We start from the raw sequence: 22,290 nt of genomic DNA, 5'->3' as shown, positions 1-22,290 counted from the left end.
GCCGACTTCAAGGAACCATTTCAATGACCGCTGCCATTCGTTATGAAACCGGCCAGGACCGGATCGTCGTCCTGACGATGGACTTGCCTGGCCAGAGCGCCAACACCATGAACGCTGTGTACCGGGAGGCCATGGCCGCCTGCGTGGCCCGCCTGCTTGCCGAAAGAGATTCGATCGCCGGCGTGATCATCACCTCGGCCAAGCAGACCTTTTTCGCCGGTGGCGATCTCAATGAGCTGGTCGCGGTCGGCAAGCCCGAGGCCAAGGCTTTCTACGAGATGATCCTGGGGCTCAAGGCGCAACTGCGCGCCCTCGAGACGCTAGGCAAACCGGTGGTGGCCGCTATCAACGGTGCAGCGCTCGGCGGCGGTTGGGAGCTCTGCCTGGCTTGCCATCATCGCGTGGCGCTGGATCATCCGTCGGTGCAAATCGGGCTGCCGGAAGTCACCCTGGGCCTGCTGCCGGGCGGCGGCGGGGTGGTGCGGATGGTGCGCCTGCTCGGCCTGGAGAAAGCCTTGCCGTATCTGCTCGAAGGCAAGCGGGTTAGCCCTCGACAAGCCCTGCAGGCCGGGTTGATCGATGAACTGGCGGTCGATCGTGACGAACTGATGGCCAAGGCTCGGGACTGGATTCATGCCAACCCGAACGCGGTCCAACCTTGGGACGTAAAGGGGTATCGGATCCCCGGGGGCACGCCGTCCGATCCGAGCGTCGCGCAGACCCTGGCGATTGCCCCTTCGATCCTGCGCAACAGGACCCAGGGTTGCCTGCCGGCGCCGGAGAAAATCCTATGTGCCGCAGTGGAAAGCGCCCAGGTGGGGTTTGACGCGGCGCACCTGATCGAAACCCGCTATTTCACCGAATTGACCACGGGCCAGATCGCCAAGAACCTGATCGGCACCTTCTGGTTCCAGCTCAACGAGATCAAGGCCGGCGGCTCGCGCCCACAAGGGATTGCACCTTATCTGACAAAAAAAGTCGGGGTGCTCGGCGCCGGCATGATGGGGGCCGGCATTGCCTGTGTCAGCGCCCTGGCCGACATCGAGGTGGTCCTCAAGGACATCGACCTGGCCGCCGCTGAGCAGGGCAAGGCCCGTCTGGCCGCGCTGCTGGACAAGCAGGTCGCCCGCGAGCAGATCACCGTGCAGCAACGCGACGCCACGCTGGCGCGGATCCACATTACTGACAACGATGCGGACCTGTCCGGTTGCGACCTGATCATCGAGGCGGTATTTGAGGATCGTGCCCTGAAAGCCAAGGTGTTGGCGGCCGCCCACGCGGTGGTGGGGCCGGACGCGGTGATCGCCTCCAACACCTCGACTTTACCCATCACCGGCCTGGCTACCGCGATTGCGGACCCGACGAAGTTCATCGGCCTGCATTTCTTCAGCCCGGTGGAAAAAATGCCCCTGGTGGAAATCATCAAGGGTGCCCACACCAGCGATGCAACTCTGGCCCGTGGTTTCGATTTCGTCCGGCAGATCAACAAGACGCCCATAGTGGTCAATGACAGTCGCGGTTTTTTCACGTCGCGGGTATTCGGCACCTTTATCCACGAAGGCATCGCCATGCTCGGTGAGGGAGTGAGCGCGCCGATGATCGAGACCGAGGCCCGCAAGGCCGGGATGCCGGTCGGGCCTCTGGCGGTATCTGACGAAGTTTCCCTCAGCCTGATCAGCCATATCCGTGCCGAAACCGCCAAGGACCTTCAAGCAGAAGGGAAAACCCCGATTGAGCATCCGGCGTTCTCCGTGATTGACTTGCTGCTCAAGGAATACCAGCGACCGGGCAAAGCTGCCGGGGCCGGTTTCTATGAATACCCGGTCGGTGGGCAAAAACATCTGTGGCCGGAGCTCAAACGTCGTTTCGAGGATGCCGACCGGCAGATTCCACCCCAGGACATCCGTGATCGGCTGTTGTTTATCCAGGCCCTGGAAACCGTACGCTGTATGGAGGAGGGCGTGCTCACGTCGACGGCCGATGCCAACGTTGGTTCGGTCTTCGGAATTGGCTTCGCGACCTGGACCGGCGGTGCGTTGCAGTTCATCAACCAGTACGGCCTACAGGATTTTGTCGCCCGGGCCCAGTACCTGTCCGAGCAGTATGGCGAACGTTTCTCACCACCGGCCCTGTTGTTGGAAAAAGCTGTCGGACAGACACTGTTCTGACAGCAGGGGGCTTGCCTTGAGAGGGTGTTTCAAGGCAGGCTCTGGGGTGTGCAATATTCCCATCACCGTGTCAGGTATTTTTTATGTCGCTACGCATCTGCATTCTCGAAACCGATATCCTGCGCCCGGAGCTGGTCGATCAATATCAGGGTTACGGGCAGATGTTCCAGCGGCTGTTTTCACAACAGCCTGTCGCGGCCGATTTCGTCGTATACAACGTCATGGAAGGCCAGTACCCGAGCGATGATGAAGTGTTCGACGCCTACCTGGTGACCGGTAGCAAGGCCGACTCGTTTGGGACCGACCCGTGGATTCAAACCCTCAAGAAGTACCTGCTGGGCCGCTACCAGCGGGGCGACAAACTGCTGGGCGTTTGCTTCGGACACCAATTGCTGGCGCTGTTACTGGGCGGCAAGACCGAACGCGCCACCCAGGGTTGGGGCGTCGGCACCCACCGCTACAAGCTCGCGGCCAAGGCACCGTGGATGAGCCCGGTGAGGGAGGAACTGACCCTGCTGATCAGCCATCAGGACCAGGTCACTCAACTGCCCGAAAACGCCACGGTCATCGCCTCCAGCGATTTCTGCCCGTACGCTGCCTACCACATCAATGATCAGGTGCTGTGCTTCCAGGGCCACCCCGAATTCATCCACGATTACTCCCGGGCGTTGCTGGAGATCCGCCAGCAGCATCTGGGCGAGCAGGTCTACAGCCAGGGCATGGCGAGCCTTGAGCAGGAACATCACGGCACGACCGTGGCCGAGTGGATGATGCGTTTCGTCGCTCATAAACCACAGGCCGAAACAACCCAGGGCTGAAGACTCTGCTGTGGGAGCGGGGTCAATGTGGGAGCGAGCCTGCTCGCGATAGCGATTTATCCGCCACCCCTGTTGTTGCTGACCTGAGGTGGTCAACTTTTTCCGGACACCTCAATCGGTGTTTTTCAGGCTGCTTGCCGCTCATACTGATTGGGCGGTAAATAGCCCAAGGATGAATGGATTCGCCTTCCGTTGTAGAACCGCACGATGTAGTCCGTGATGTCCTTGATCGCTTCGCCATGGTTGGCGTAATCCTTGCGCCAAACACGCTCCATCTTCAGATTCAAGAAGAAGCGCTCCATGACCGCATTGTCCCAGCAGTTGCCCTTGCGACTCATGCTGCAACGCATTCCATGTCGCGTCAGCAAGTCCTGGTAATCCGTACCGGCATACTGGCTGCCTCGATCCGAGTGTGCGATCAGGCCCGGTTCAGGTTGCCTCTGCGCGATGGCCAGTTGCATCGCACTGCATACCAACTCTGCCCGCATGTGGGGTGCCATGGCCCAGCCCACGATTTTGCGTGAGTACAGGTCCATGACGGCCGCCAGGTACAACCAGCCGCTGCGGGTACGGATGTAGGTGATGTCAGCGACCCACGACTGGTTGATGCGCTCGGGATTGAACTGGCGATTGAGCAGGTTCTCAGCCACCGGAAAATTGTGATTGCTGTCAGTGGTATGAACGAACTTGCGCTTCCAGATCGGGCGCAAATCCTGTTGTTTCATCAGGCGGCGGACCTTGTTCCGTCCAACGGAGACGCCAGTGTCACGCAGCGCTTTCACCAAACGACGACTGCCATAACAGTGTTCATTGGACACGAAGGCAGCCTTGAGCTGAGCGGCAACCGAGCACACAGGTTTTGGCTTCAAACGCCTCTGACGAGCTTCGTAAAACCCCGAACGACTGATCCGCAACACCCGGCAGATACGCGCCACCGGGTAGGCCTTGCATTGAATTTGGTGAACCAACTGGTGGATCACTTCAACTCGCGGGCAAAGAAGGCCGTAGCTTTTTTTAATATGTCATTATCCGTCTTCAGTTCGCGGACTTGCTGTTCAAGCTGGCGAATACGCTGCTGGTCGCTGGTCAATGGTTTGCCAATCCCCGTACCGCCCGACTGCTCGGTTTGATACTGCTGAACCCAGCGGCGCACGGCGGTGTCGCTCAGGCCTAAATCGGTACAAACCGAGTTCACGCTCAGACCTTGATCAACAATCATCTTGCAGACCTTCAGCTTGAACTCGGCGTCGAATTTTCTGTATTTCTTAGTCATGGAATATTCCTCAATGGGTGTAGTTTCACCCATTGAGGTGTCCGGGGCCATTAGACCAGCTCAGACCCACCGCTTCGCGAGCAGGCTCGCTCCCACAGGGTTTTGCACACACCGGTCAAATGTGGGAGCGAGCTTGCTCGCGATGACGAAGGGTCAGCCGACATCAACATTGGCTGACCCTCTGCTTGGTTACAACCACCCCGACCGCTTGAAGCTGGCCCACAGCGCGGTGCATCCCACGGTAATCACCCCCAGCACCGTGAAATAGCCGTAGTGCCAACTCAACTCCGGCATGTCCTGGAAGTTCATCCCGTAGATCCCGGCCACTGCCGTCGGAAACGCCAGGATCGCCGCCCATGCCGCGAACTTGCGCTGTACCACGCTCTGGCGTGAGGCTTCGAGCAGTACGCCGACTTCGATGGTCTGGCTGGCAATGTCCGCCAGGGTCGTCAGGTCTTCCATCTGCCGCGTGACATGGATCTGCACATCGCGGAAATACGGACGCATGTTCTTGTCGATAAAAGGAAAGTTCAGCTTCTGCAGTTCTTCGCTGATTTCCACCATCGGCGCTGCGTAGCGACGCAGGCGCAGCACGTCGCGGCGCAAGCTGTGCAGGTTCTGGATGTCCCGTTCGTTCAAGGCGCTGCACAGCACGTGGTGTTCCAGCTCATCGATTTCGTTATGAATGGCTTCGCCCATCGGCTGATAGTTTTCAATCACGAAATCGAGGATGGCATAGAGTACGAAATCTTCCCCATGCTCCAGCAGAAGTGGACGCGCCTCACAGCGTTGTCGGACATGGGCGTAGGAAGCCGAGTGTCCATTGCGGGCGGTGATGATGTAGCCCTTGCCGGCGAAGATATGGGTTTCGATGAATTGCAGCTTGCCGTCCTTGCGTATCGGCGAATACGTGACGATGAACAGCGCATCGCCGAAGGTCTCCAGCTTGGGGCGGCTGTGCTTCTCCATGGCGTCTTCAATCGCCAGTTCGTGCAGGTTGAACTGACGCTGCAGATTGGTCAGCTCCTGGGCAGTGGGCTCTTCAAGGCCGATCCACACAAAATGACCTGGTTTTGCAGCCCAGGCGCTGCCTTCGTCGAGGGTGATATTGGTGATTTTCTTACCGGCGCTGTAAACCGCAGCAGCAACGACTCTACCCATGATCGTGGTTCACTTCTTATTGGAAAATGGCAATAGCAGGCACTGTGCAGCTTAGCGCGCCCTGTTGCTTGAGAGTCAGCAAAATCCGCCGAGTTCTCCAACAAAAAACCGTCCTGGGAGGGGAGGCTGTGCTCAACCTGACTGCAATTGGCTGTCCATCGCTGCGACGCACGCCTGCATTTGCTCGCGGCACTGGGCGATGAGCCGGGGCATGTCATCCAGGGTCAGCCCTTGCGTAGGAATTGCCGGCAGTGAACGTATGAGAATGTCACCACTGCGCCAACGATTCAGGTGCATGTGCTTGATGTAGCGGCTGACGCACACCGGCACAATCGGCACCCCGGCGGCGATCGCCATCTGAAAGGCACCTTTCTTGAACGGCAGCAAATCTCCGCCCAGATTGCGCGTGCCTTCCGGGAACACCCAGATGGAGGTTTTTTCATGCTGCAACGTATGGGTGGTGATCAGCATGGAGCGGCGCGCCTTGATCGCGTTGCCACGGTCGATCAGCACGTTGCCCGCCAGCCAGAACAACTGCCCGAACAGCGGCACCCACTTCAGGCTCTTTTTACCAATGCACACGGTGCGGTGGGGCACCACGTTGCCGAACACGAACAGGTCATAGTTGGATTGGTGGTTGGCGACGATTACACAGCTCTGGGGTTTATCTACCAACGTATCGACGTCGGACCTGACCCGTAGACCCAGAATCCGCATGGCGGGCCACGCATACAACCTTGCGCATAAACGGCTGTTGTCCGGGTTGAACGGTCGGCACACGCCCAGGATCACACCGAGCACCCCCGCCAGGACAAAATGCAGGCCCATCAACGACATACGCAATACGAACAACATCTACAGGCCCACCGGGACAAAAGGTGGCGCAGTGTACGGATGTGCACTGTTTTCGGCAATTGCCCCTATAGAACTCGGAGATGGGCGATGTTCATGGGCATGTTTGCAAAGGCGGGAGAACAGCAGGCTAGAGCGATTACCGGTCTTGTAGCAGCGAGCCTGCTCGCGATGACGGCGGTACATTCAGTCATGATGCAAGCTGATGTACCGCTATCGCGAGCAGGCTCGCTCCCACAGGGTTACCCCTGGTATTCCTGGTCCAGCAGGATCGCGGTGTCCAGGGTTTCCAGCAGTGCCTTGCGCACTTTCAACTTGGTGTTCTTGTGGGCCTTCATGTTGATTTTCTTCAACTGACGCGCCGCTTCCAGCGCCGCCTCCTGCAACTCCTGCGCCGGCACCACCTTATCGAGGAAACCGGCATCCACGGCGCTCTGCGGATTGAACATCTCGCCATTGATGACCGAGCGATGGAACGCAGACTTGCGCAAGCGATCACGGGCCAGCTCGATGCCAGCGTGATGCATGGTCATGCCGATCTGTACTTCATTCAGACCAATGCTGAATGGCCCGTCCACGCCGATGCGGTAGTCCGCCGAGAGCAGCAGGAACGCGCCTTTGGCCACCGCATGGCCAGGGCAAGCGACAATGACGGGGAAGGGGTGTGACAACAGGCGACGGGCCAGGGTCGAGCCGGCGGTGACCAGGCCCACCGCCTCCTTGGGGCCGGCGGTCATCACCTTCAGATCATAACCACCCGACAAGATCCCCGGTTGCCCGGTGATGATCACGATCGCCCGATCCTCCGTCGCCTGATCCAGCGCAGCGTTAAACGCGGCAATGACGTCCGGTGAGATGGCATTGACCTTGCCGTTGTTCAAGGTCAGGGTCGCGATACCGTCTTCGAGATGGTAGGCAATCAGGTCGCTCATGACGCGTTCCTTGTAAGAGAAGTGACGCAGACGTTACCCACCGCCGCAGATCAGGTAAAGCGCCGTGACTGACTCACCGGTCAGCCTCGGGCCGTATAAACAGTCTGTACCGCCCAGTCGGCCGTGTCTGCATCCATGGGGCGGTGTCCGCGCCAACCCGGAGATTGGCCGGTTTGCCCTGTCCCGTCGCGTTTGAAATGCCCGAACACCTTAACCGCATGAAAATTCTGAAAAAAACCTTTGCCATCGGAAAAGCTTTCGACTACATTAGCGCGCCTCGACAGACTGAACAGTTTGCCGAGACACGGTGAAGTGTCCGAGTGGCTTAAGGAGCACGCCTGGAAAGTGTGTATACAGGAAACTGTATCGAGAGTTCGAATCTCTCCTTCACCGCCACATTCTGCAAACACAAACCCCTGATTTTCCTAGAGAAAGTCGGGGGTTTGTGGTTTTTGGCGTCTGGAAAAGGGCCATATGGGACTGGAGGGCAATTTTTTAGCCTCAGATCGCTGTGCTCAATTGGCGGCTATTGACCGCTCAAAATTGGCAAGCGGGAGAGCCGAGTGGCGTAACTCTAATGGATCGGCTAGCTTCCCACAGACGACATAGGGTCGGGTTGAGGAGAATCGAATGGACGTGAAGCGTGAGGTTGCAATGGAGCTTGCATTGGCTGGACTGTTGAAGGCGGCGGGGCCGCATAAAGATGATCTGATTCAACGAGCAAACGCCGTAATTCTCGGCGGGCAAGTCGACGAGTTCGGCGGTGGCACGCAGCACAAATCTGCAGCTTGCACCGTAATCGCTGACATCGCTGGTCGGATTTGATCAGCCTACCATCCGACCGAGCATCGGGCTTGAACGGCGGTCGGGCGGGGAATCCGACATAGGGCCGAGGGAGATTGGTTATGGGTGATCTGAACCTGAATGGATCTCGCGGATATTTCGGTGATCTAGCTAATCCGGCTTACGACGACTTTTGGTGTGCTTACCAAGCGGATAGGCCACTTAATCGGAGTAATTTCTCACTGGTATACAGGCGCTTAATCGCTGCGTCCATTCTGCTGAACCACGTTTCGGACAAGGTAGCGGCAGAACTCTGGCCCATAGTAAAAAATGGCCAAGATCGTCTGAAAAAGTTGGAGCCGCTAATCAAAGCTGTCTCGCCGGTTGCTTTGCTGAAGTTAGATGCATGCCGTCATTTTTCAAATGACTTGAAGCACGTAGCTAATAAACTTCATTCTTTCGACTCAAGACCTCGTAAGCCTGACTATGACGACCCGGGCGAGCATGATGTTTTCTGTTTTTTCATGAAATACCCTAACAAGACCGATTCGGAGGATCTTTGCATCGCTGTGGGCGATGCTTTTCATTTCTGGCGCGGTTACTACTCCCACGAGTTTAGGCTGTAACGCCTGGTCGGTTTATGCCAGTCGTAAAGGGAATAGTCAGCCATAAGCCGTCAGTTCAATAGTTGCGGTCGTCCGAATATGAACCTTTTTGTAGGCAACGAAGCATTCATCAATATAGGGAGCTGAGCATGAGTGACCAGTTCGATCCACAAGGGCGGTATGAGGTGATTGATCCGGAAGGCATAAAAATTGGTGAAATCAACCACGGTGAGTATTTCGAAGGCGGCTGGCACGCTGGCGGTATTAAAGATAAACAGTTCTACTACGACGGCGCACTGGCTGGCCGAGTGGAGGGATTAACGTTAGTGCGACTCGATCCCCCAGGTGCGCCTGAAACACGTTTTACGTTGGTGCCGACGAAGTAGGGCCGACCGAATTACTGAACGACTCTGCCCGGACGACTATCCTTATTGGGCCAATCGTAGGAGCAAGAACGATGCAGTTGCATGAAGTGGACGTGATTCAGGAGCTATTCAGCGTTAAGGATGTCAACGAAGCACTGGCCGACGGTTGGCGGATTGTCGCTGTGACATCCTCGGCTGAGCTGGCAACTGGCGAATCGGCGCCGGTTGCTTGCTATGTTATGGGCCGCAGGATTAAGAAACCCCAGCCTACCCTTACCGGAGCGGACATCGCCCGTGCGCACAAGCGCAGCTGATGCTCTGCGGATAACGCCACTTATGTAAAGGTCAACCTTTTTGATCAGGAGCAAAGCTTTCATCGACCAAGCGTTGATGGCAAAAACGTAAAAAGACGCCGTAGGCGTCTCTTTTTTGGTAACGCAGATCCAGACACCACTTACGAACCGCCTTGCGCGGTTACGGCTTTTGCCGCTGGGAAGCGCTCAATCTCATCTGGTCAGTCGCTTCGACGGGGCGAAATCTAGAGAAAATTGGCATGCTCGTCAATCGATCCTCGCTGCTAGCTGTTGGGAAGGCCGAGCTGCCCCACTTGAGCCCCGCCCAAATAATCGGTTGGCTATCTGCCTACCTAGCTCCAGCCCTTTCGCCATCAACCAAATCAATTTGTTTATCGGATCATTGGTGAAACCATGTTCATGTAAGCGATTCATGGTCTCGTGCCTTCGGCCGTCTGCGTTGTAAAAAACCGACCGCAAGGGGAATCCCGGTGGCATGGCTCGAGGTATGAAACTACCCTAGACCCCATTGCTCCCCGATTGGAAATGGAAAAAATGAAAAGGATTTCATCGGCAGCGGTCGCATTGACGCTGCTCATCACTTGCTCAACTACCGTTCAAGCTGATGCAGCTTCGCTTAATGAGGCTCGCGTGCTCGTTGCCCAGACTGGACTGGGCAAGAAACTCTCTTCCCTTGCACTGCTGACGGCGAAAAGCACGACAACCTACGCAATGATCGCCGATAAGCTTGGCAATGCCAGCGCGAACAGTGCGCTATCCGACGAGATCAATGCGTTGTTGCCGCAATACCAGCCCAAATGGGATGAGAGCCTTGCCGTAGCTTATGAGAAGTCCTTCTCCGGGGAAGAGTTGTCGTCGCTCGTTGCCCAGGGCCGCGCTTCGAAGTACGCAGCGGAAGTGAAAGAACGGCAAGCCGGAATCGGGCGCTACATGCAGGCCAATGCCCAGCCGATCCTGGTTGCTCTTGTCTCCGATGCGCTTAAGGCGACCTTGTCCAAGCATGTTCAGCAATAGGCTGCGAGGCAACGCAGGGGATCCAGGGTTCCCTGCGAGTTTGCCAGAGGGCATCTGGCAAACAAGGTGGAGTGGGTAGGCATGCCCTGTCGCTAGTGTCCTGCTACTGCGCAGTTCCCAAAAGGTGCAACTTTCCTAATCTTGACTCCGTTATCACGATGTCTATTCTCGCGCGCGGCCATGCTACATAGAGGTCTGGCCCACGCGTGAGAAATACCGATGCCGCTTCTCTCAGATAACAAACCCGCCCATCGATTCGGCCTGTTTTGCGTAGCCAGTTTCCTGCTGTCCATTGCTTACGGCGCCACCTTTCTGGTCTCGTTGCTCGTGTCTACCTTGGGGGGAACTGAGCGCGACGCCGGGCAAGTCTTTGCCGTTGCCATGGTGAGTACGCTCGCGGCGGTGGTGGGCTCGGGGCATTTGATGCAGCGCATCGGCATGGCACGGTGCATGGCCCTGGCTGCCGTCTTTCTGGTCCTTGCATCGTTGGGTTTTGCCCTGCTACCAGGGCTTGGCAACGCGTTGTTGGCTTGCGGTTTGTTGTTGGGGATCGGATGGGGGCTGTTCTATACGGTGGGGCCAATCATGGTCGCGGCCATGATCGAGCCGTCCAGGCGAACTCATTGTTTCGCGCTTCTTTCAGGCAGCATGTTGTCCGGAATCGGCAGCGGACCTTTCGCAGGCAAGCTGGCAAGCCACTGGGGGTTACCTGTCCAGACAGCCTTTTTCTGTGCGGCGGCCTCGGCTGTGCTGGGTGGCTTGTATTTTTGGTGGATCGGAAGGGACTTCGCTGAGTCGCAGCGTCGGTCTGGCAATAAGGTACAACTTGGCCTGAAATCGGCTGTGCAGGTACTGCGCTCACGTTCGGCGTTGTCCATCCTCATGGTGGGTTTGGGAGGCGCGATCTTCGGCGGACTGGGCAGTTTTCAGACCAGTTATGCCGCCAGTCAAGGATTGGACTACTCCCTGTTTTTTCTTGGGTTCATGGGTGCCGCTATCGCTTGTCGGTTGTTGATTGCCGGTTGGGTCGTCAAACGTAATCCATTCGCGACTTCCTGCGCATTGACCACATTGATGTCGATCGCTGTGATGGGTTTCGGTTCGTGGGTTCACGACAGTCTCAGCTATGCATTGACTGCTGCCTTGCTTGGCGTCGGCTATGGTCTTAACTATTCGGTGATTAACGGGCTGGCTGCCAACGAAGCGCCACCGGGATTGACGGCACAGGCGCTCCTGCTTTTCAGTCTGGCGTACTTCATAGGAGTGTTCGGGTTTCCCTTCATCGCTGGCAAGCTCATCAGCAATGTCGGCGTACACGGAATGTTGTTAGGTGTGGGATTGATCGCATTAATTGCCTGGGCCTTGAGTACTGGCCGTTGGTTGGCCTGGCAACTCTGGAAACCGCGAATCCTTCCGGAATGAGAGCTACTCGACGTCTCATGAAAGTTCTATCCAAACGGCTACGCTTGGTTCAGAACAAAAAAGCTGATGAGTGGTCTGTTGAGTGGCCGAAGTCCAACCCACCTGAGGTAGCGCAATGAGTCTGATCGATTGTCCTGAATGCTCTTCCCGTATTTCCGACAAGGCCTACGCTTGCCCTCAATGCGGCAACCCTTTTCGCGAGCCGAGTTTCCGCCTGACGGAGAAAAACGTCGGGCAGATTGCCGGGGTGACCGGCATCTGGCTGACAGCACCGTGGATTGCCCGCATGGTATTCGGCGTGGTGCTGGTGACTGCGGTGGCGGCGGTGTTGATTCTGCGCTGATGCGGGTGGAATGCAGTCTGGGGACACTCATGAAAACGGCTCGTTGAGTAACGAGCCGTTGGCGACGCAATGGGTTTATCACTCAACGCTGCCGCTGGTGACCACCGTGAACTTGCGGCTGAACTCCAGCACTTCACACATTCGTCGCGCAATGGCGCAAGACCCTCGAGGAGTCTGATTTCCAGGCGGGCTGCGCGGTTTTGGCCGTGTCGGTTGAGCAGTATGTGTCCGACCAGATCTAGGCACCAATCCTGGTGAGCTCCAGCTGACGCAAACCACGCTCGGTCACGGCATCGATATAACTTGGATCGCCGTAGATCCGGGCCAGCAGGATCGCCCCCTCGAAATCAGCCACCAATTGCCGCGCCAGGCTTTGCGCTTCGGCCTGGCTGCAGGTAACGCGATAGAGCTCGGCGAACGCGGCAGTCCAATCATCCAGGAAGCGCCGGATCGGTGCCATCAGCTCCACCTTTCCATACGTGGCATCGACGGCAATGACGCCCATCAGGCAACCAATCGAATCATCCTGGAAAAGCCGCTTGGCCTTGCGCCCCATGCGGGCGAGGCGTTCCTGCGCAGACAGGTTCTCATCGAAGGCAATGCTGAACAGCGACTGTTTCAAGCACTCATGCGTCCAGTCCAGCACATCCCGCAAGAGCGCTTCCTTGTTGGGGTAGTGGTGGTAGAAGGACGCCTTGGTCAGGCCGCAGGCGGACGACAATTCGTCCATGGTGGTGCCGTGATAGCCAAGGCGCTTGAAGGTATTGGCGCAGCGCAGCAGCAGCTCATCGCGTGGAATTTTCGGTGGGCGCACGGGTTACTCCTGCTATCAATCATGCAAATTGATTCTACGTCATAAGCCTGGGGCCCTCAATTTGACGGTTACCGAATGTTTGTTTAATTTGTATAAACCGAACGTTCGGTAAGTAATGAAAGGCTGCCTGGATCATTCAGGCTCACCCTCATGAAGCCAGGAGAGTTTTTCCATGAGCGAAGCAAACAGCGGTCCGGGTCGCGTCACCCGGGAGCAGCGCGGGCACCTGTTCCTGATCGGCCTGGATCGGGCCGGCAAGCGCAATGCTTTCGACAGCGCGATGTTGACCGACCTTGCCCTGGCCCTGGGTGAATACGAGCGCGACGGTGAGATGCGTTGCGCCGTCGTGTTTGCCCATGGCGAGCATTTCACCGCCGGCCTCGATCTGATGGAACTGACACCGAAGCTGGCGTCGGGGGCTTTCAAATACCCGGATGAAGGCATTGATCCATGGGGCGTATCGAAGCCGCGTCGTAGCAAACCGGTGGTCGTTGCGGTGCAAGGCACCTGCTGGACCGCGGGCATTGAATTGGTGCTCAACGCCGACATTGCGATCGCCGCCCGTGACGCGCGCTTCGCTCACCTGGAAGTGCTGCGCGGCATTTCACCGTCTGGTGGTTCCACCGTGCGTTTCACCCAGGCTGCCGGTTGGACCGATGCCATGCGCTACATGCTGACCGGCGAAGCGTTCGACGCCGACGATGCGCTGCGCATGCGCCTGCTGGCCGAGGTCGTGGAGCCGGGCCAGGAGCTGGCTCGCGCCATTGAATACGCCGAGCGCATTGCCAAGGCGGCCCCTTTGGCGATCAAGGCCACCTTGCAATCGGCCTTCCACGCCCGCGACGAGGGTGACGATGCGGCACTCTCCCAGCTCAACGAATTGTTGTTCACCCTGATCAAGAGCGAAGACGTGCGTGAAGGCGTCATGGCCATGATGCAGAAGCGTGAACCGGTGTTCAAAGGCCGTTAACTCAAAGGGCAGGGCAAACGATGCAGCAATACCAGGCGCCGTTGGCGGCGCGCAATTTACCCCATGCATCCGTACTGGATCTGGCCATGATCGAGCCATTGACGTTGGTGGCTGACGATGGCTATCGGCTGGCCGCTACCCGATATTCGGCTCGGGGACGATTGCAGGGCAATCTCATCATGGCCGGTGCGACCGGCGTGCAACAGCGCTTCTACCGCCGCTTCGCCGAGCATGCCAGCAAACAGGGTTTCAATGTCCTGACGATGGATTACCGGGGCGTCGGGGCGTCCGGGCCAGATTCCTTGAAAGGCTTCGAAATGTCCTATCTCGATTGGGGACTGCGCGACCTGGCAGCGGCCGTCGAGTACATGGACGATGGCGTGACCCCGCTGTATTGGGTCGGCCACTCTTTTGGCGGGCATGCATTGGGATTACTGCCCAATCACCACAAGGTCACCGCGGCCTATTGCTTCGGTACCGGCGCTGGGTGGGCTGGGTGGATGCCCAGGCTGGAGGCGTTCAAGGTTCGCTTGCTGTGGCGGTGCGTCCTGCCGCTGATCGTCGCGTACAAGGGCTACATGGCCTGGAGCGTGCTGGGCATGGGCGACGACCTGCCGCTGGGTGTCTACAAGGACTGGCGGCGCTGGTGCGTCTACCCCCATTACTTCTTCGACGACCCGTCAATGACCCATGTCGCCGCACTTTATGCACAGGTGCGCACGCCCTGCGTGTTTGCCAATGCGGTGGACGATCCCTGGGCGCCGCCTGTCTCGCGGGACGCATTCATCAAGGGCTATCGCAATGCTCCGTTTCGGGTACGTGACCTCCATCCCGAGACGAAAAAACAGCCCATCGGCCACATGGGGTATTTCCGGCCGTCGGCAGAGCCCCTCTGGGATGAAGTGCTCAATTGGCTCGTTACACAGAAGCGGCAGGCCGTGGGGCGAGCCGATGCCTTTGTTGCCGAAGCCGTGTCCGGTCGATAACAACCACAGGAATCCCTCATGACCTTCACAGAAATCGAATATGAAACCCATGGTCCGGTCAGGATCATTCGCTTCAACCGCCCGGAAAAGCGCAATTGCATCGGCCCCACCACGCACCTGGAGCTGGTGGAAGCCTGGACACGCTTTCGGGACGATCCAGAGGCGCTGGTTGCCATCATCACTGGTGCCGGTGAAAAGGCTTTCTGTGCCGGTGGAGACCTTGAAGCAGGTTTCGCCCTCGCGCCCTCCACAGCGGAGGAAATTGCTGCGCACGACAGGGGGGAGCGCCCGGGCATTCTTGGGCCCAGTCGCTGGACCAACATCTATAAACCGGTGATCGCCGCAGTGAACGGTGTTGCCTACGCCGGTGGCCTGGAGTGGGCCTGCTTTGCCGACATGCGCATTGCCGAAGAACACGCGTCCTTTGGCGTGACCTGCCGGCGTTGGAACATCGGTCTCGCCGATGGTGGCAGCCAGCGCCTGCCCAGGATTGTGGGGATGGGCCGGGCGATGGAGATGATCCTCACCGGCAAGGTCATCGGCGCCGCAGAGGCACTCAACATCGGTCTGGCCAATGAAGTCGTGCCTAGCGGACAGTCACTGGCACGAGCCATGGAGTTGGCGCACTTTCTCTGCACCCTGCCGCAACCTGCCATGCGCTCGGACAAGGAGGCCGCGGTCCGAGGCTATGGCCAGCCTTTGGCGGAAGGCTTGCGCATCGAGGCGGAATGTTTCAACCGCTCGATACACCAGCAGGAAACCCGTGAAGGCCTACGCCGTTTCCTGGAGCGCGACCATCCCGACCGCAGGCGTGACGTACCCACCAGGACACCTGGGTTGATCCGGGACTAAGCCAACAGTCGTGCGGTTTGAAACCGCGTTTGCCCGCTGCTGTCGTCAAATCGGTAGCGGCCCTCAGCAGCGGTCACGTATTCAACGCCGACTGCGGCGTATCCGGATTCAACTGCTGCTTTCTGAACTGCCCCGGCGGCTGGCCGTGGATCTGACGAAAGCGCCGTGAAAAATAAGCCTCGTCGGCGAACCCGCACAACCGCGCCACTTCACCCACGGGGCGCGTTCCATTGAGCAGGTAGTTGCGCGCCGCGTGCATCCTGCGCTCGAGCACCAGCTCGGTGAAGGTCTTGCCGATTTCCTTGCGCAGCCAGTGGGTCAAGTAGGTCGGCGACAGATAGGTCGCGGCGGCCACCTTGATCAGGTTGAGGTCGGGGTCGGCAATATTCCTGCGCAGGTATTCGGACATTCTGCCCAGTGCATCGCGCCGGCTGATTTCGGCCGCGTTCTCTTCGGCCAACTGCTTGAGCGGCTCGGCATACAAGGCACAGACGCTGCCGATCAGTTGCAGCAACAACCCCTTGAGGATCTCCCGGGTGCCGAACTGACGGTGCTTGTCCAGGACACGCATCTGCTCGATCAGCCCACAGACTTGAGTGAAATCCTCTTGGCCCAGAATGAAATCCAGATGCTCCTGGAAACGGAACGGTGACAACTCGGGTGCCAGCAGAATCGAGACTTCTTCCAGGTCCATCGGGTCGCACTGCAGGTGTGGCAGCAGGAAGGTCTGGGAGAAGTTGATCACCATGAAATTGCTGTCCGCCGGGTGCGGAATCACATGCACGCGATGGGGCAGGATGAACGCCAGGGTGTTGCGCGGGAACGGGCGCTCGACATGACCGATGTGCTGCACGGTGTCGCCACCCAGGTTGATCTGGATCTGGAAATACTCGTGACGATGGGGGCTGGTTTCGGCGCGCCGTCCCTTCTTGTCGCGGATGTAAAAGTCCGTCAGTTCGCTGCGTTGCTGCATGAAATAGGTGGGGACTTGGCTCGGTGATGACATCGCCTGGGGATCCTCGACAACGGCTTGGGCGACGTGATTGTGAGGGCGTACTCAGCTGAATTTCAACATCTCATACGATGACGTCCATCCGGTACTGAATTTATCTACTCAAGGGAAGAGGGAAGCTTGTCCAAAAAATGATAGGTGCCAGTTATGTATATTTTCTTTTTAAAACAAGCTATTAGTTAAATTTATGGAAATTATCCGCAAAAAATTCAGCGCGGATTTTTTTGGACAGGCTCACCAATCGCGGTCTCCCAGAGAAAAAATGATCTAACGCCTCAATTGATTTCACATGGTTGTACGACCACATTGGCGGCCATGCAGCCGCCTGCTTATCTCCAACAATCAAGGTGCGCTGCTGGCAAGTATTTCGATTCGTCTAACAATAATGAAGGTCCATCCATGTCGAATTCCCACACCTCCCAGACCACCGCGCCGCCGCTGACGGCCAGCGCCCGGGACGCTGCCGGGTCCGCCCGGCTGCCTTCCCGCCGACGTTGGTTCATGCTGTCGTTGCTGTTGATTGCGACGATCATCAACTACATCGATCGGGTGAACATCTCGATTGCGGCCCCCTTCCTGGCCAAGGACCTGGGCCTGGACAAGATCGAAATGGGCCTGATCTTTTCCGCCTTCGCCTGGACCTACGCCATCGCATTGGTGCCCGCCGGGTTCATCGCCGATCGCTTCGGTTCGCGGTTCACTTACGGGGTGTCGCTGATCAGTTGGTCGACGGTCACCGTGTGCCAGGGGTTCGCCACCGGATTCGCTTCGCTGTTTGGCCTGCGCCTGGCCGTCGGTGCGATGGAAGCGCCGGCGTTTCCGGCCAACAGTCGGGCGGTCACAGTGTGGTTTCCGGCGCGGGAGCGGGGCATGGCGAGCAGCATCTACGTCTGCGGCCAATACCTGGGCACGGCGTTGTTTACCGGTGCGCTGCTATGGCTGGCAACCACCTACGACTGGCGACATGTGTTCTACAGCACCGGTGCATTGGGCATTGTTTTCGGCGTGCTCTGGTTGTACCTGTACCGCGATCCGATGAACTGCAAGAAAGTCAGCAAGGAAGAACTGAAGTACATCGAGGCCGGAGGAGGCCTGGTCAAGAGCAGTCAGGAGCGTACCCGTTTCAACTGGCGGCAGATCGCCGAGCTGTTCAGCTATCGGCAGGTCTGGGCGATCTGCATCGGTAAGTTCGCCAGCACGTCGGCACTGTACTTCTTTCTCACCTGGTTCCCGACGTACCTGATCGAAGAGCGTCAACTGACCATGATCAAGGCCGGGATCTTCGCCGTGCTGCCGTTCGTGGGCGCGACGGTGGGTATTCTGCTGGCCGGGATCATTTCCGACCTGCTGATCCGCCGTGGCTGTTCGTTGTCCTTTGCCCGCAAGTTGCCGCTGGTGGTGGGCTCGATGCTGGGCATGTCCATCGTCCTGGTGAACTTCACCGACTCGAACGCCATCTGCATTGCCATCCTGACCATCGCCTTCTTCGCCCAGGGCATTGCCTCGTCCTCATGGGCTGCGGTGTCGGAAGTTGCACCCAAGGAACTCATCGGGCTCACCGGCGGGATCACCAGTCTGGCCGCCAACATCGGTGGCATCGTCACCCCCATCGTGATCGGCGCGATTGTCCACAAGACCGGCTCGTTTGCCTTGGCCTTCTGGTTCATTGGCGGCGTGGCGCTGATCGGCACCTTGTCCTATTCGTTCCTGCTGGGGCGGTTGTATCGCATCGAACTCAAGACCCGCGCCTGAACCCCGTTTTTCTCCAAGACGAGGCGGCTTTTGTCCAACTTTGACAAAGATTGCCGCCGTACGCTGACGCTTCTACCAGGACTTTTATCAGGATGAACATGACCGAATATGTCTTTACCCCGGACCTGCCAGTGACCTTGCCGGTTGTCGGCACCCCGCAGCGTTTTCCCGTCGGTCGGGTGTTTTGTGTCGGTCGCAATTACCCGTGGCCCGATGCCCAGGGGCAGAACCGCTTGCCGCCGGTGTTCTTCATGAAGCCGGCCAGCAGCGTGATGGATGCGGTCGGTGTGGTGCCGTTTCCGTCGGTGACTGAAGAGTTTGTGCATGAAATCGAATTGGTCGTGGCCATCGGTGAAGGCGGCGCGAATATCCCCGAGAGCCAGGCGCTGGCTTATGTGTGGGGCTACGCCGTGGGGCTTGACCTGACGCGCCGAGATGTCCAGCGCCTGGCCAAGCGCAACGGTTTGCCGTGGGAGGGCGCCAAGGTGTTTGACGGCGCCGCGCCGATGACCGCCATCGTGCCGGTCTCCAAGGCGGGTCACCCCGAGGGTGATTTGTGGCTGAACGTGAACGGCCAGGAGCGCCAGCGCGACAGCCTCGACAGCCAGATCTGGTCGGTCAGTGAAATGATCAGCCGAATCTCGCAATCGGTGCCGCTCAGGGCCGGGGATCTGATCATGACCGGCAGCCCATCAGGCGTTGACGAGCTGCGGCCCGGCGACATTATCAGCGCCGGGATCGACGGCATCGGCCAACTGGAAATGCGTGTCGGCCAACGGCCTTGAGCGCGGTACTTATCCACTGATTCGAGAAAGGAAACAGCAGCATGTCCAACCCATTGAAAGTGGCCCTGGTCACCGGCGCCGGCAGTGGCATCGGCCGCGCCGTGGCCCTGGGCTTGATGGAAGACGGATACACATTGGTGTTGGCCGGACGCCGTCCCGAGCCGTTGCAGGCATTGGTCGAGCTGGCGGCCAGCGAGGGGCGGGAAGCGTTGGCGGTGCCCACCGATGTGCGCGATCAGGCGAGTGTCGACGCGCTGTTTGCAACCATCACCGTGACGTTCGGCCGCCTGGACGTGGTGTTCAACAATGCCGGGGTCAATGCGCCCGCCGTGCCGTTGGATGAGCTGACGTTCGAGCAATGGCGCAACGTGATCGACACCAACCTCAACGGAGTTTTCCTTTGTGCCCGTGGGGCCTTCGGATTGATGCGCCGGCAACAGCCACAGGGCGGACGGATCATCAACAACGGTTCGATCTCTGCCCATACCCCGCGTCCGTTCAGCAGCGCCTACACCGCCAGTAAACACGCGGTGCTGGGGCTGACCAAATCCCTGGCCCTGGACGGCCGGGATTTCAACATCGCCTGCAGCCAGATCGACATCGGCAATGCCCTGACCGAAATGTCCGTGCGCATGACCCAGGGCGTGCGCCAGGCCAACGGCACCATCGCCGTAGAGCCGATGGTGGACGTCAAGCACGTGGCCGATGCCGTGCGCTACATCGCTGGCCTGCCGCTGTCGGCCAACGTCCTGAACATGACAGTCATGGCCACGGCCATGCCTTTTGCCGGTCGCGGTTGAGCCGGCTTTTTTATTTGTTTGAGGTATCCATGAAACCAGAAGTCTTGCAGCTCAGCCCGATCCTGATTCCTGAAATCAACACCCGGCTCAATGAGTTGTTTACCGTCAGGCGCTACTTTGAACAGGCCGACAAACCAGCCTATCTGCAGGCGCACGGCGCCCATATCCGTGGCGTGATCACCGGCGGGCATACCGGCATCAGCCAGGCGCTCATGGCGCAACTGCCCAAGCTGGAGGTGGTTGCGGTCAACGGCGTGGGCACCGATGCGGTGGACCTGGCCTACGCCCGGGATCGCGGGATCCGCGTAACCGCCACCATCGGCGCGCTGACCGAAGACGTTGCCGATCTGGCCGTCGGCCTGTTGATCGCCGTGTGCCGCGGCCTGTGCACCGGTGATCGCTATGCGCGCTCGGGCCAATGGCCCCACAGCCCGACGCCGTTGGCACCGTTGCCACTGGCCCGCCAGGTGTCCGGCATGCGCGTCGGCATCGTCGGCATGGGGCGCGTCGGCCGGGCCGTGGCAACGCGACTCGCGGCGTTCGGTTGCACGATCAGCTACACCGATCTGCAACCCATGAGCGATGTGACTCACACCTTCATCGCCGATCTCAAGCAACTGGCCAGCGCCAGCGATGCCCTGATCCTCGCAGCCGCCGCCGACCAGGCCGAAGCCATTATCGATGCCCAGGTACTGAACGCCTTGGGCAAGGGCGGTTACCTGATCAACGTGGCTCGCGGCAAACTGGTCAACGAAGCCGATCTGGTGGCGGCATTGGCCGCTGGCGACATCGCGGGGGCGGGGCTGGATGTGTTCGTCGATGAGCCCAATGTTCCCGAGGCCTTGTTTGGCAACGAGCAAGTGGTCCTGCAACCCCACCGCGCCAGCGCAACGCTGCAGACCCGCACACGAATGGGGGAGATGGTGGTGGCGAGCCTGGTGGACAGTTTTGCCGGGAAAGTGCCGCAGGGGTGTGTGACGGGTTGAGGCTGTCACGCAGGTGTTGAATGTGCCGGCGTCATCGCGAGCGTGCTCGCTCCCACAGGTTTTGCGTCGTACACAGATGTCAGCGCCACGCAGATCCAATGTGGGAGCGAGCCTGCTCGCGATAGCGGTGGGGCGGTATCAAGAGTGCTGGATGATGCCCCCGGCACCGTCGATCAATTAAGCAGATACGGCCGCTAAACACGGCTCTATCCGTGAAACTGATCGAGCAACCACCCCTTCAAGCGCACGCACGCAGGATCATCCTTTTTATCCTCATTGATCATCAGGTACTGCACCGACTCCCTGAGCGCCAGTTCCTGCGCGACTGGCCGGAGCAGGCGGCCCTGTTGCACGAGATGCCTGACCAGATGATCCCAGCCCAGTGCGACGCCTTGATCATCCAGGGTCATTTGCAGGAGGAGGCTGTAGTCGTTGCTACTGAAGTAATGGGGACTTTCCGATACAGGCAGTTGCAAGTCGTGGGACTGGTAGGCGAACCATACATTCCAGTCGATCTGCTCCGACTGTTGGGAGCGACCATAAGGGTTCAGGTCCAGCAGGGTGCTGTTACGCAGGCCTTCCAATGTTCGCAATTGAGGATGCATCTCCAGATAGCGGGGAGTGCACACTGGATAGATGACTTCGTGAAACAGCGCTTGACGCAGGTAGCCGGGGTAATGATCGCTGCTTTTGGCGATGAAGATGTCCGGATTGATGCCTGGCTCCAGGGTCAGGAAGTGCTGGGTGGTGATGACATTCAGGTCAATGTCGGGGTTGGCGCTGAAGAAGTCCTTCAGCTTGTGGGATAGCCAGAGTGTCGACATTGCGGGGGTACAGCACAGGGTGAGGATGTGCTTTTCGCTTTTTTTCCGGCGGATTCTTTCCGTGGCCTGGAAAATATTGAGCAACGACAGCTGCGCGGCATCGAAGAGCGCTGCCCCCGAAGGCGTCAGCTTGAGTTCTCTTCCCGTGCGAATAAGCAGCTCTGTGCCCAGGTAGATTTCCAGATCGCGGATCTGGCGGCTGATCGCCGCCTGAGTGACGCATAACGCCTCCGCCGCCCGGGTAAAGTTGCGATACCTGGCTGCCGCGACAAAGGACCTCATGGCCTTGAACGAGGGCATCTTCATCAGCGCCTGATCAGGCTGGGCGTTTCTTGCCATAACAAAAACTACCTGTTTACCCGGAAAAAAAGTTGGTTCTGCCCATCGGTTTCCGATGCCTACACTCTATCGCACCCTGCCCTGGGTGATGCTGGCACAAGCGACGTTTTGTCGCGGGTT

Annotated in this window: 23 protein-coding genes, 1 tRNA gene and 1 pseudogene; 18 read left to right on the top strand and 7 right to left on the bottom strand. The window is 58.6% G+C overall.

Annotation, left to right across the window (positions count from 1 at the left end):
• The first annotated feature begins 23 nt into the window (after window positions 1–23).
• Window positions 24–2,168 (top strand): 3-hydroxyacyl-CoA dehydrogenase NAD-binding domain-containing protein, encoded by a 2,145-nt coding sequence (locus LOY67_RS19455; RefSeq protein ID WP_265064014.1) that lies wholly within the window; start codon window positions 24–26, stop codon window positions 2,166–2,168.
• Window positions 2,169–2,251: 83 nt separating this feature from the next.
• Window positions 2,252–2,986 carry an amidotransferase gene (locus LOY67_RS19450; protein WP_265064013.1) on the top strand — a complete coding sequence of 245 codons (735 nt, stop codon included), beginning with the start codon at window positions 2,252–2,254 and terminating at the stop codon, window positions 2,984–2,986.
• 125 nt (window positions 2,987–3,111) lie between these two features.
• Here LOY67_RS19450 and LOY67_RS19445 read toward each other — a convergent pair.
• From LOY67_RS19445 to LOY67_RS19430, 4 genes are all read right to left on the bottom strand, one after another.
• Window positions 3,112–4,259 (bottom strand): IS3 family transposase gene (locus LOY67_RS19445; protein WP_265063257.1). Its coding sequence is split into 2 segments (ribosomal slippage): window positions 3,112–4,004 and window positions 4,004–4,259, totalling 1,149 coding nucleotides; the frame shifts between segments, so codons are not numbered across the junction.
• A gap of 189 nt (window positions 4,260–4,448) precedes the next feature.
• Window positions 4,449–5,420, bottom strand: a complete 972-nt coding sequence (locus LOY67_RS19440; protein WP_265064012.1) for a magnesium and cobalt transport protein CorA — start codon at window positions 5,418–5,420, stop codon at window positions 4,449–4,451.
• A 132-nt stretch (window positions 5,421–5,552) separates the two neighbouring features.
• Window positions 5,553–6,275 (bottom strand): lysophospholipid acyltransferase family protein, encoded by a 723-nt coding sequence (locus LOY67_RS19435; protein WP_265064011.1) that lies wholly within the window; start codon window positions 6,273–6,275, stop codon window positions 5,553–5,555.
• Between the two features lie 239 nt (window positions 6,276–6,514).
• Window positions 6,515–7,204, bottom strand: coding sequence for a crotonase/enoyl-CoA hydratase family protein (locus LOY67_RS19430; protein WP_265064010.1), 690 nt, complete (start codon window positions 7,202–7,204; stop codon window positions 6,515–6,517).
• A 306-nt stretch (window positions 7,205–7,510) separates the two neighbouring features.
• Between LOY67_RS19430 and LOY67_RS19425 the strand changes: the two genes are divergently transcribed.
• The 9 genes and pseudogenes from LOY67_RS19425 to LOY67_RS28630 form a co-directional block, all read left to right on the top strand.
• A tRNA-Ser gene (locus tag LOY67_RS19425) sits at window positions 7,511–7,600 on the top strand.
• 234 nt (window positions 7,601–7,834) lie between these two features.
• Entirely contained in the window at window positions 7,835–8,029 is a 195-nt protein-coding gene (locus LOY67_RS19420) for a hypothetical protein (RefSeq protein ID WP_265064009.1), read from the top strand.
• An 80-nt stretch (window positions 8,030–8,109) separates the two neighbouring features.
• Window positions 8,110–8,613 carry a hypothetical protein gene (locus LOY67_RS19415; RefSeq protein ID WP_265064008.1) on the top strand — a complete coding sequence of 168 codons (504 nt, stop codon included), beginning with the start codon at window positions 8,110–8,112 and terminating at the stop codon, window positions 8,611–8,613.
• 128 nt (window positions 8,614–8,741) lie between these two features.
• Complete coding sequence (locus LOY67_RS19410) at window positions 8,742–8,978, top strand: hypothetical protein (RefSeq protein ID WP_265064007.1); 237 nt, start codon at window positions 8,742–8,744, stop codon at window positions 8,976–8,978.
• A gap of 71 nt (window positions 8,979–9,049) precedes the next feature.
• A complete protein-coding gene (locus LOY67_RS19405) occupies window positions 9,050–9,271 on the top strand; it encodes a hypothetical protein (protein WP_265064006.1) in 222 nt (73 codons plus the stop codon).
• Between the two features lie 525 nt (window positions 9,272–9,796).
• Window positions 9,797–10,285: a hypothetical protein gene (locus LOY67_RS19400; protein WP_265064005.1), complete on the top strand. Its 489-nt coding sequence runs from the start codon at window positions 9,797–9,799 to the stop codon at window positions 10,283–10,285.
• A gap of 219 nt (window positions 10,286–10,504) precedes the next feature.
• Entirely contained in the window at window positions 10,505–11,707 is a 1,203-nt protein-coding gene (locus LOY67_RS19395; RefSeq protein ID WP_265064004.1) for an MFS transporter, read from the top strand.
• A 115-nt stretch (window positions 11,708–11,822) separates the two neighbouring features.
• A complete protein-coding gene (locus LOY67_RS19390) occupies window positions 11,823–12,050 on the top strand; it encodes a zinc ribbon domain-containing protein (protein ID WP_265064003.1) in 228 nt (75 codons plus the stop codon).
• A 140-nt stretch (window positions 12,051–12,190) separates the two neighbouring features.
• Window positions 12,191–12,292: pseudogene (locus LOY67_RS28630) on the top strand (TetR/AcrR family transcriptional regulator); the annotation flags it as partial.
• Here the strand turns inward: LOY67_RS28630 and LOY67_RS19385 are convergent.
• On the bottom strand, window positions 12,289–12,864 hold the full coding sequence (locus tag LOY67_RS19385) for a TetR/AcrR family transcriptional regulator (RefSeq protein ID WP_265064002.1): 576 nt from the start codon (window positions 12,862–12,864) through the stop codon (window positions 12,289–12,291). The pseudogene LOY67_RS28630 and the gene LOY67_RS19385 sit on opposite strands and share 4 nt — an antisense overlap.
• 172 nt (window positions 12,865–13,036) lie before the next feature.
• Here LOY67_RS19385 and LOY67_RS19380 point away from each other — a divergent pair, with 172 nt between their 5' ends.
• The 3 genes from LOY67_RS19380 (at window position 13,037) to LOY67_RS19370 (ending at window position 15,672) form a co-directional block, all read left to right on the top strand.
• On the top strand, window positions 13,037–13,834 hold the full coding sequence (locus LOY67_RS19380) for a crotonase/enoyl-CoA hydratase family protein (RefSeq protein ID WP_265064001.1): 798 nt from the start codon (window positions 13,037–13,039) through the stop codon (window positions 13,832–13,834).
• A gap of 86 nt (window positions 13,835–13,920) precedes the next feature.
• Window positions 13,921–14,820, top strand: a complete 900-nt coding sequence (locus LOY67_RS19375; protein ID WP_265067788.1) for an alpha/beta fold hydrolase — start codon at window positions 13,921–13,923, stop codon at window positions 14,818–14,820.
• Window positions 14,821–14,838: 18 nt separating this feature from the next.
• On the top strand, window positions 14,839–15,672 hold the full coding sequence (locus LOY67_RS19370) for an enoyl-CoA hydratase/isomerase family protein (protein WP_265064000.1): 834 nt from the start codon (window positions 14,839–14,841) through the stop codon (window positions 15,670–15,672).
• Between the two features lie 73 nt (window positions 15,673–15,745).
• On the opposite strand, the gene LOY67_RS19365 is transcribed toward LOY67_RS19370, so the two are convergent.
• The gene (locus LOY67_RS19365; protein ID WP_265063999.1) at window positions 15,746–16,678 is read right to left on the bottom strand and encodes a helix-turn-helix transcriptional regulator; all 933 of its coding nucleotides are present in this window, start codon (window positions 16,676–16,678) and stop codon (window positions 15,746–15,748) included.
• A gap of 405 nt (window positions 16,679–17,083) precedes the next feature.
• Between LOY67_RS19365 and LOY67_RS19360 the strand changes: the two genes are divergently transcribed.
• The 4 genes from LOY67_RS19360 (at window position 17,084) to LOY67_RS19345 (ending at window position 21,007) form a co-directional block, all read left to right on the top strand.
• The gene (locus tag LOY67_RS19360) at window positions 17,084–18,436 is read left to right on the top strand and encodes an MFS transporter (RefSeq protein ID WP_265063998.1); all 1,353 of its coding nucleotides are present in this window, start codon (window positions 17,084–17,086) and stop codon (window positions 18,434–18,436) included.
• Window positions 18,437–18,528: 92 nt separating this feature from the next.
• Complete coding sequence (locus LOY67_RS19355) at window positions 18,529–19,221, top strand: fumarylacetoacetate hydrolase family protein (RefSeq protein WP_265063997.1); 693 nt, start codon at window positions 18,529–18,531, stop codon at window positions 19,219–19,221.
• A 41-nt stretch (window positions 19,222–19,262) separates the two neighbouring features.
• A complete protein-coding gene (locus LOY67_RS19350; protein WP_265063996.1) occupies window positions 19,263–20,021 on the top strand; it encodes an SDR family oxidoreductase in 759 nt (252 codons plus the stop codon).
• 29 nt (window positions 20,022–20,050) lie between these two features.
• Window positions 20,051–21,007, top strand: a complete 957-nt coding sequence (locus LOY67_RS19345) for a 2-hydroxyacid dehydrogenase (RefSeq protein WP_265063995.1) — start codon at window positions 20,051–20,053, stop codon at window positions 21,005–21,007.
• A 206-nt stretch (window positions 21,008–21,213) separates the two neighbouring features.
• On the opposite strand, the gene LOY67_RS19340 is transcribed toward LOY67_RS19345, so the two are convergent.
• Window positions 21,214–22,170: a LysR family transcriptional regulator gene (locus LOY67_RS19340; protein WP_265063994.1), complete on the bottom strand. Its 957-nt coding sequence runs from the start codon at window positions 22,168–22,170 to the stop codon at window positions 21,214–21,216.
• Window positions 22,171–22,290: the final 120 nt, after the last annotated feature.

The sequence above is a fragment of the Pseudomonas sp. B21-056 genome, from assembly GCF_026016325.1.
GTDB lineage: Bacteria > Pseudomonadota > Gammaproteobacteria > Pseudomonadales > Pseudomonadaceae > Aquipseudomonas.
The sequence above is the reverse complement of the archived record's forward strand: the minus strand, read 5'-3'. Positions and strand labels throughout refer to the sequence as shown.

Coding starts and splice junctions, on each gene's coding strand:
- LOY67_RS19415 (WP_265064008.1), top strand. CDS start 8,110: ATGGGTGATCTGAACCTGAATGGATCTCGCGGATATTTCGGTGATCTA.
- LOY67_RS19435 (WP_265064011.1), bottom strand. CDS start 6,275: ATGTTGTTCGTATTGCGTATGTCGTTGATGGGCCTGCATTTTGTCCTG.
- LOY67_RS19400 (WP_265064005.1), top strand. CDS start 9,797: ATGGAAAAAATGAAAAGGATTTCATCGGCAGCGGTCGCATTGACGCTG.
- LOY67_RS19395 (WP_265064004.1), top strand. CDS start 10,505: ATGCCGCTTCTCTCAGATAACAAACCCGCCCATCGATTCGGCCTGTTT.
- LOY67_RS19360 (WP_265063998.1), top strand. CDS start 17,084: ATGTCGAATTCCCACACCTCCCAGACCACCGCGCCGCCGCTGACGGCC.
- LOY67_RS19345 (WP_265063995.1), top strand. CDS start 20,051: ATGAAACCAGAAGTCTTGCAGCTCAGCCCGATCCTGATTCCTGAAATC.
- LOY67_RS19380 (WP_265064001.1), top strand. CDS start 13,037: ATGAGCGAAGCAAACAGCGGTCCGGGTCGCGTCACCCGGGAGCAGCGC.
- LOY67_RS19430 (WP_265064010.1), bottom strand. CDS start 7,204: ATGAGCGACCTGATTGCCTACCATCTCGAAGACGGTATCGCGACCCTG.
- LOY67_RS19350 (WP_265063996.1), top strand. CDS start 19,263: ATGTCCAACCCATTGAAAGTGGCCCTGGTCACCGGCGCCGGCAGTGGC.
- LOY67_RS19410 (WP_265064007.1), top strand. CDS start 8,742: ATGAGTGACCAGTTCGATCCACAAGGGCGGTATGAGGTGATTGATCCG.
- LOY67_RS19365 (WP_265063999.1), bottom strand. CDS start 16,678: ATGTCATCACCGAGCCAAGTCCCCACCTATTTCATGCAGCAACGCAGC.
- LOY67_RS19370 (WP_265064000.1), top strand. CDS start 14,839: ATGACCTTCACAGAAATCGAATATGAAACCCATGGTCCGGTCAGGATC.
- LOY67_RS19390 (WP_265064003.1), top strand. CDS start 11,823: ATGAGTCTGATCGATTGTCCTGAATGCTCTTCCCGTATTTCCGACAAG.
- LOY67_RS19355 (WP_265063997.1), top strand. CDS start 18,529: ATGAACATGACCGAATATGTCTTTACCCCGGACCTGCCAGTGACCTTG.
- LOY67_RS19455 (WP_265064014.1), top strand. CDS start 24: ATGACCGCTGCCATTCGTTATGAAACCGGCCAGGACCGGATCGTCGTC.
- LOY67_RS19405 (WP_265064006.1), top strand. CDS start 9,050: ATGCAGTTGCATGAAGTGGACGTGATTCAGGAGCTATTCAGCGTTAAG.
- LOY67_RS19340 (WP_265063994.1), bottom strand. CDS start 22,170: ATGGCAAGAAACGCCCAGCCTGATCAGGCGCTGATGAAGATGCCCTCG.
- LOY67_RS19375 (WP_265067788.1), top strand. CDS start 13,921: ATGATCGAGCCATTGACGTTGGTGGCTGACGATGGCTATCGGCTGGCC.
- LOY67_RS19420 (WP_265064009.1), top strand. CDS start 7,835: ATGGACGTGAAGCGTGAGGTTGCAATGGAGCTTGCATTGGCTGGACTG.
- LOY67_RS19450 (WP_265064013.1), top strand. CDS start 2,252: ATGTCGCTACGCATCTGCATTCTCGAAACCGATATCCTGCGCCCGGAG.
- LOY67_RS19440 (WP_265064012.1), bottom strand. CDS start 5,420: ATGGGTAGAGTCGTTGCTGCTGCGGTTTACAGCGCCGGTAAGAAAATC.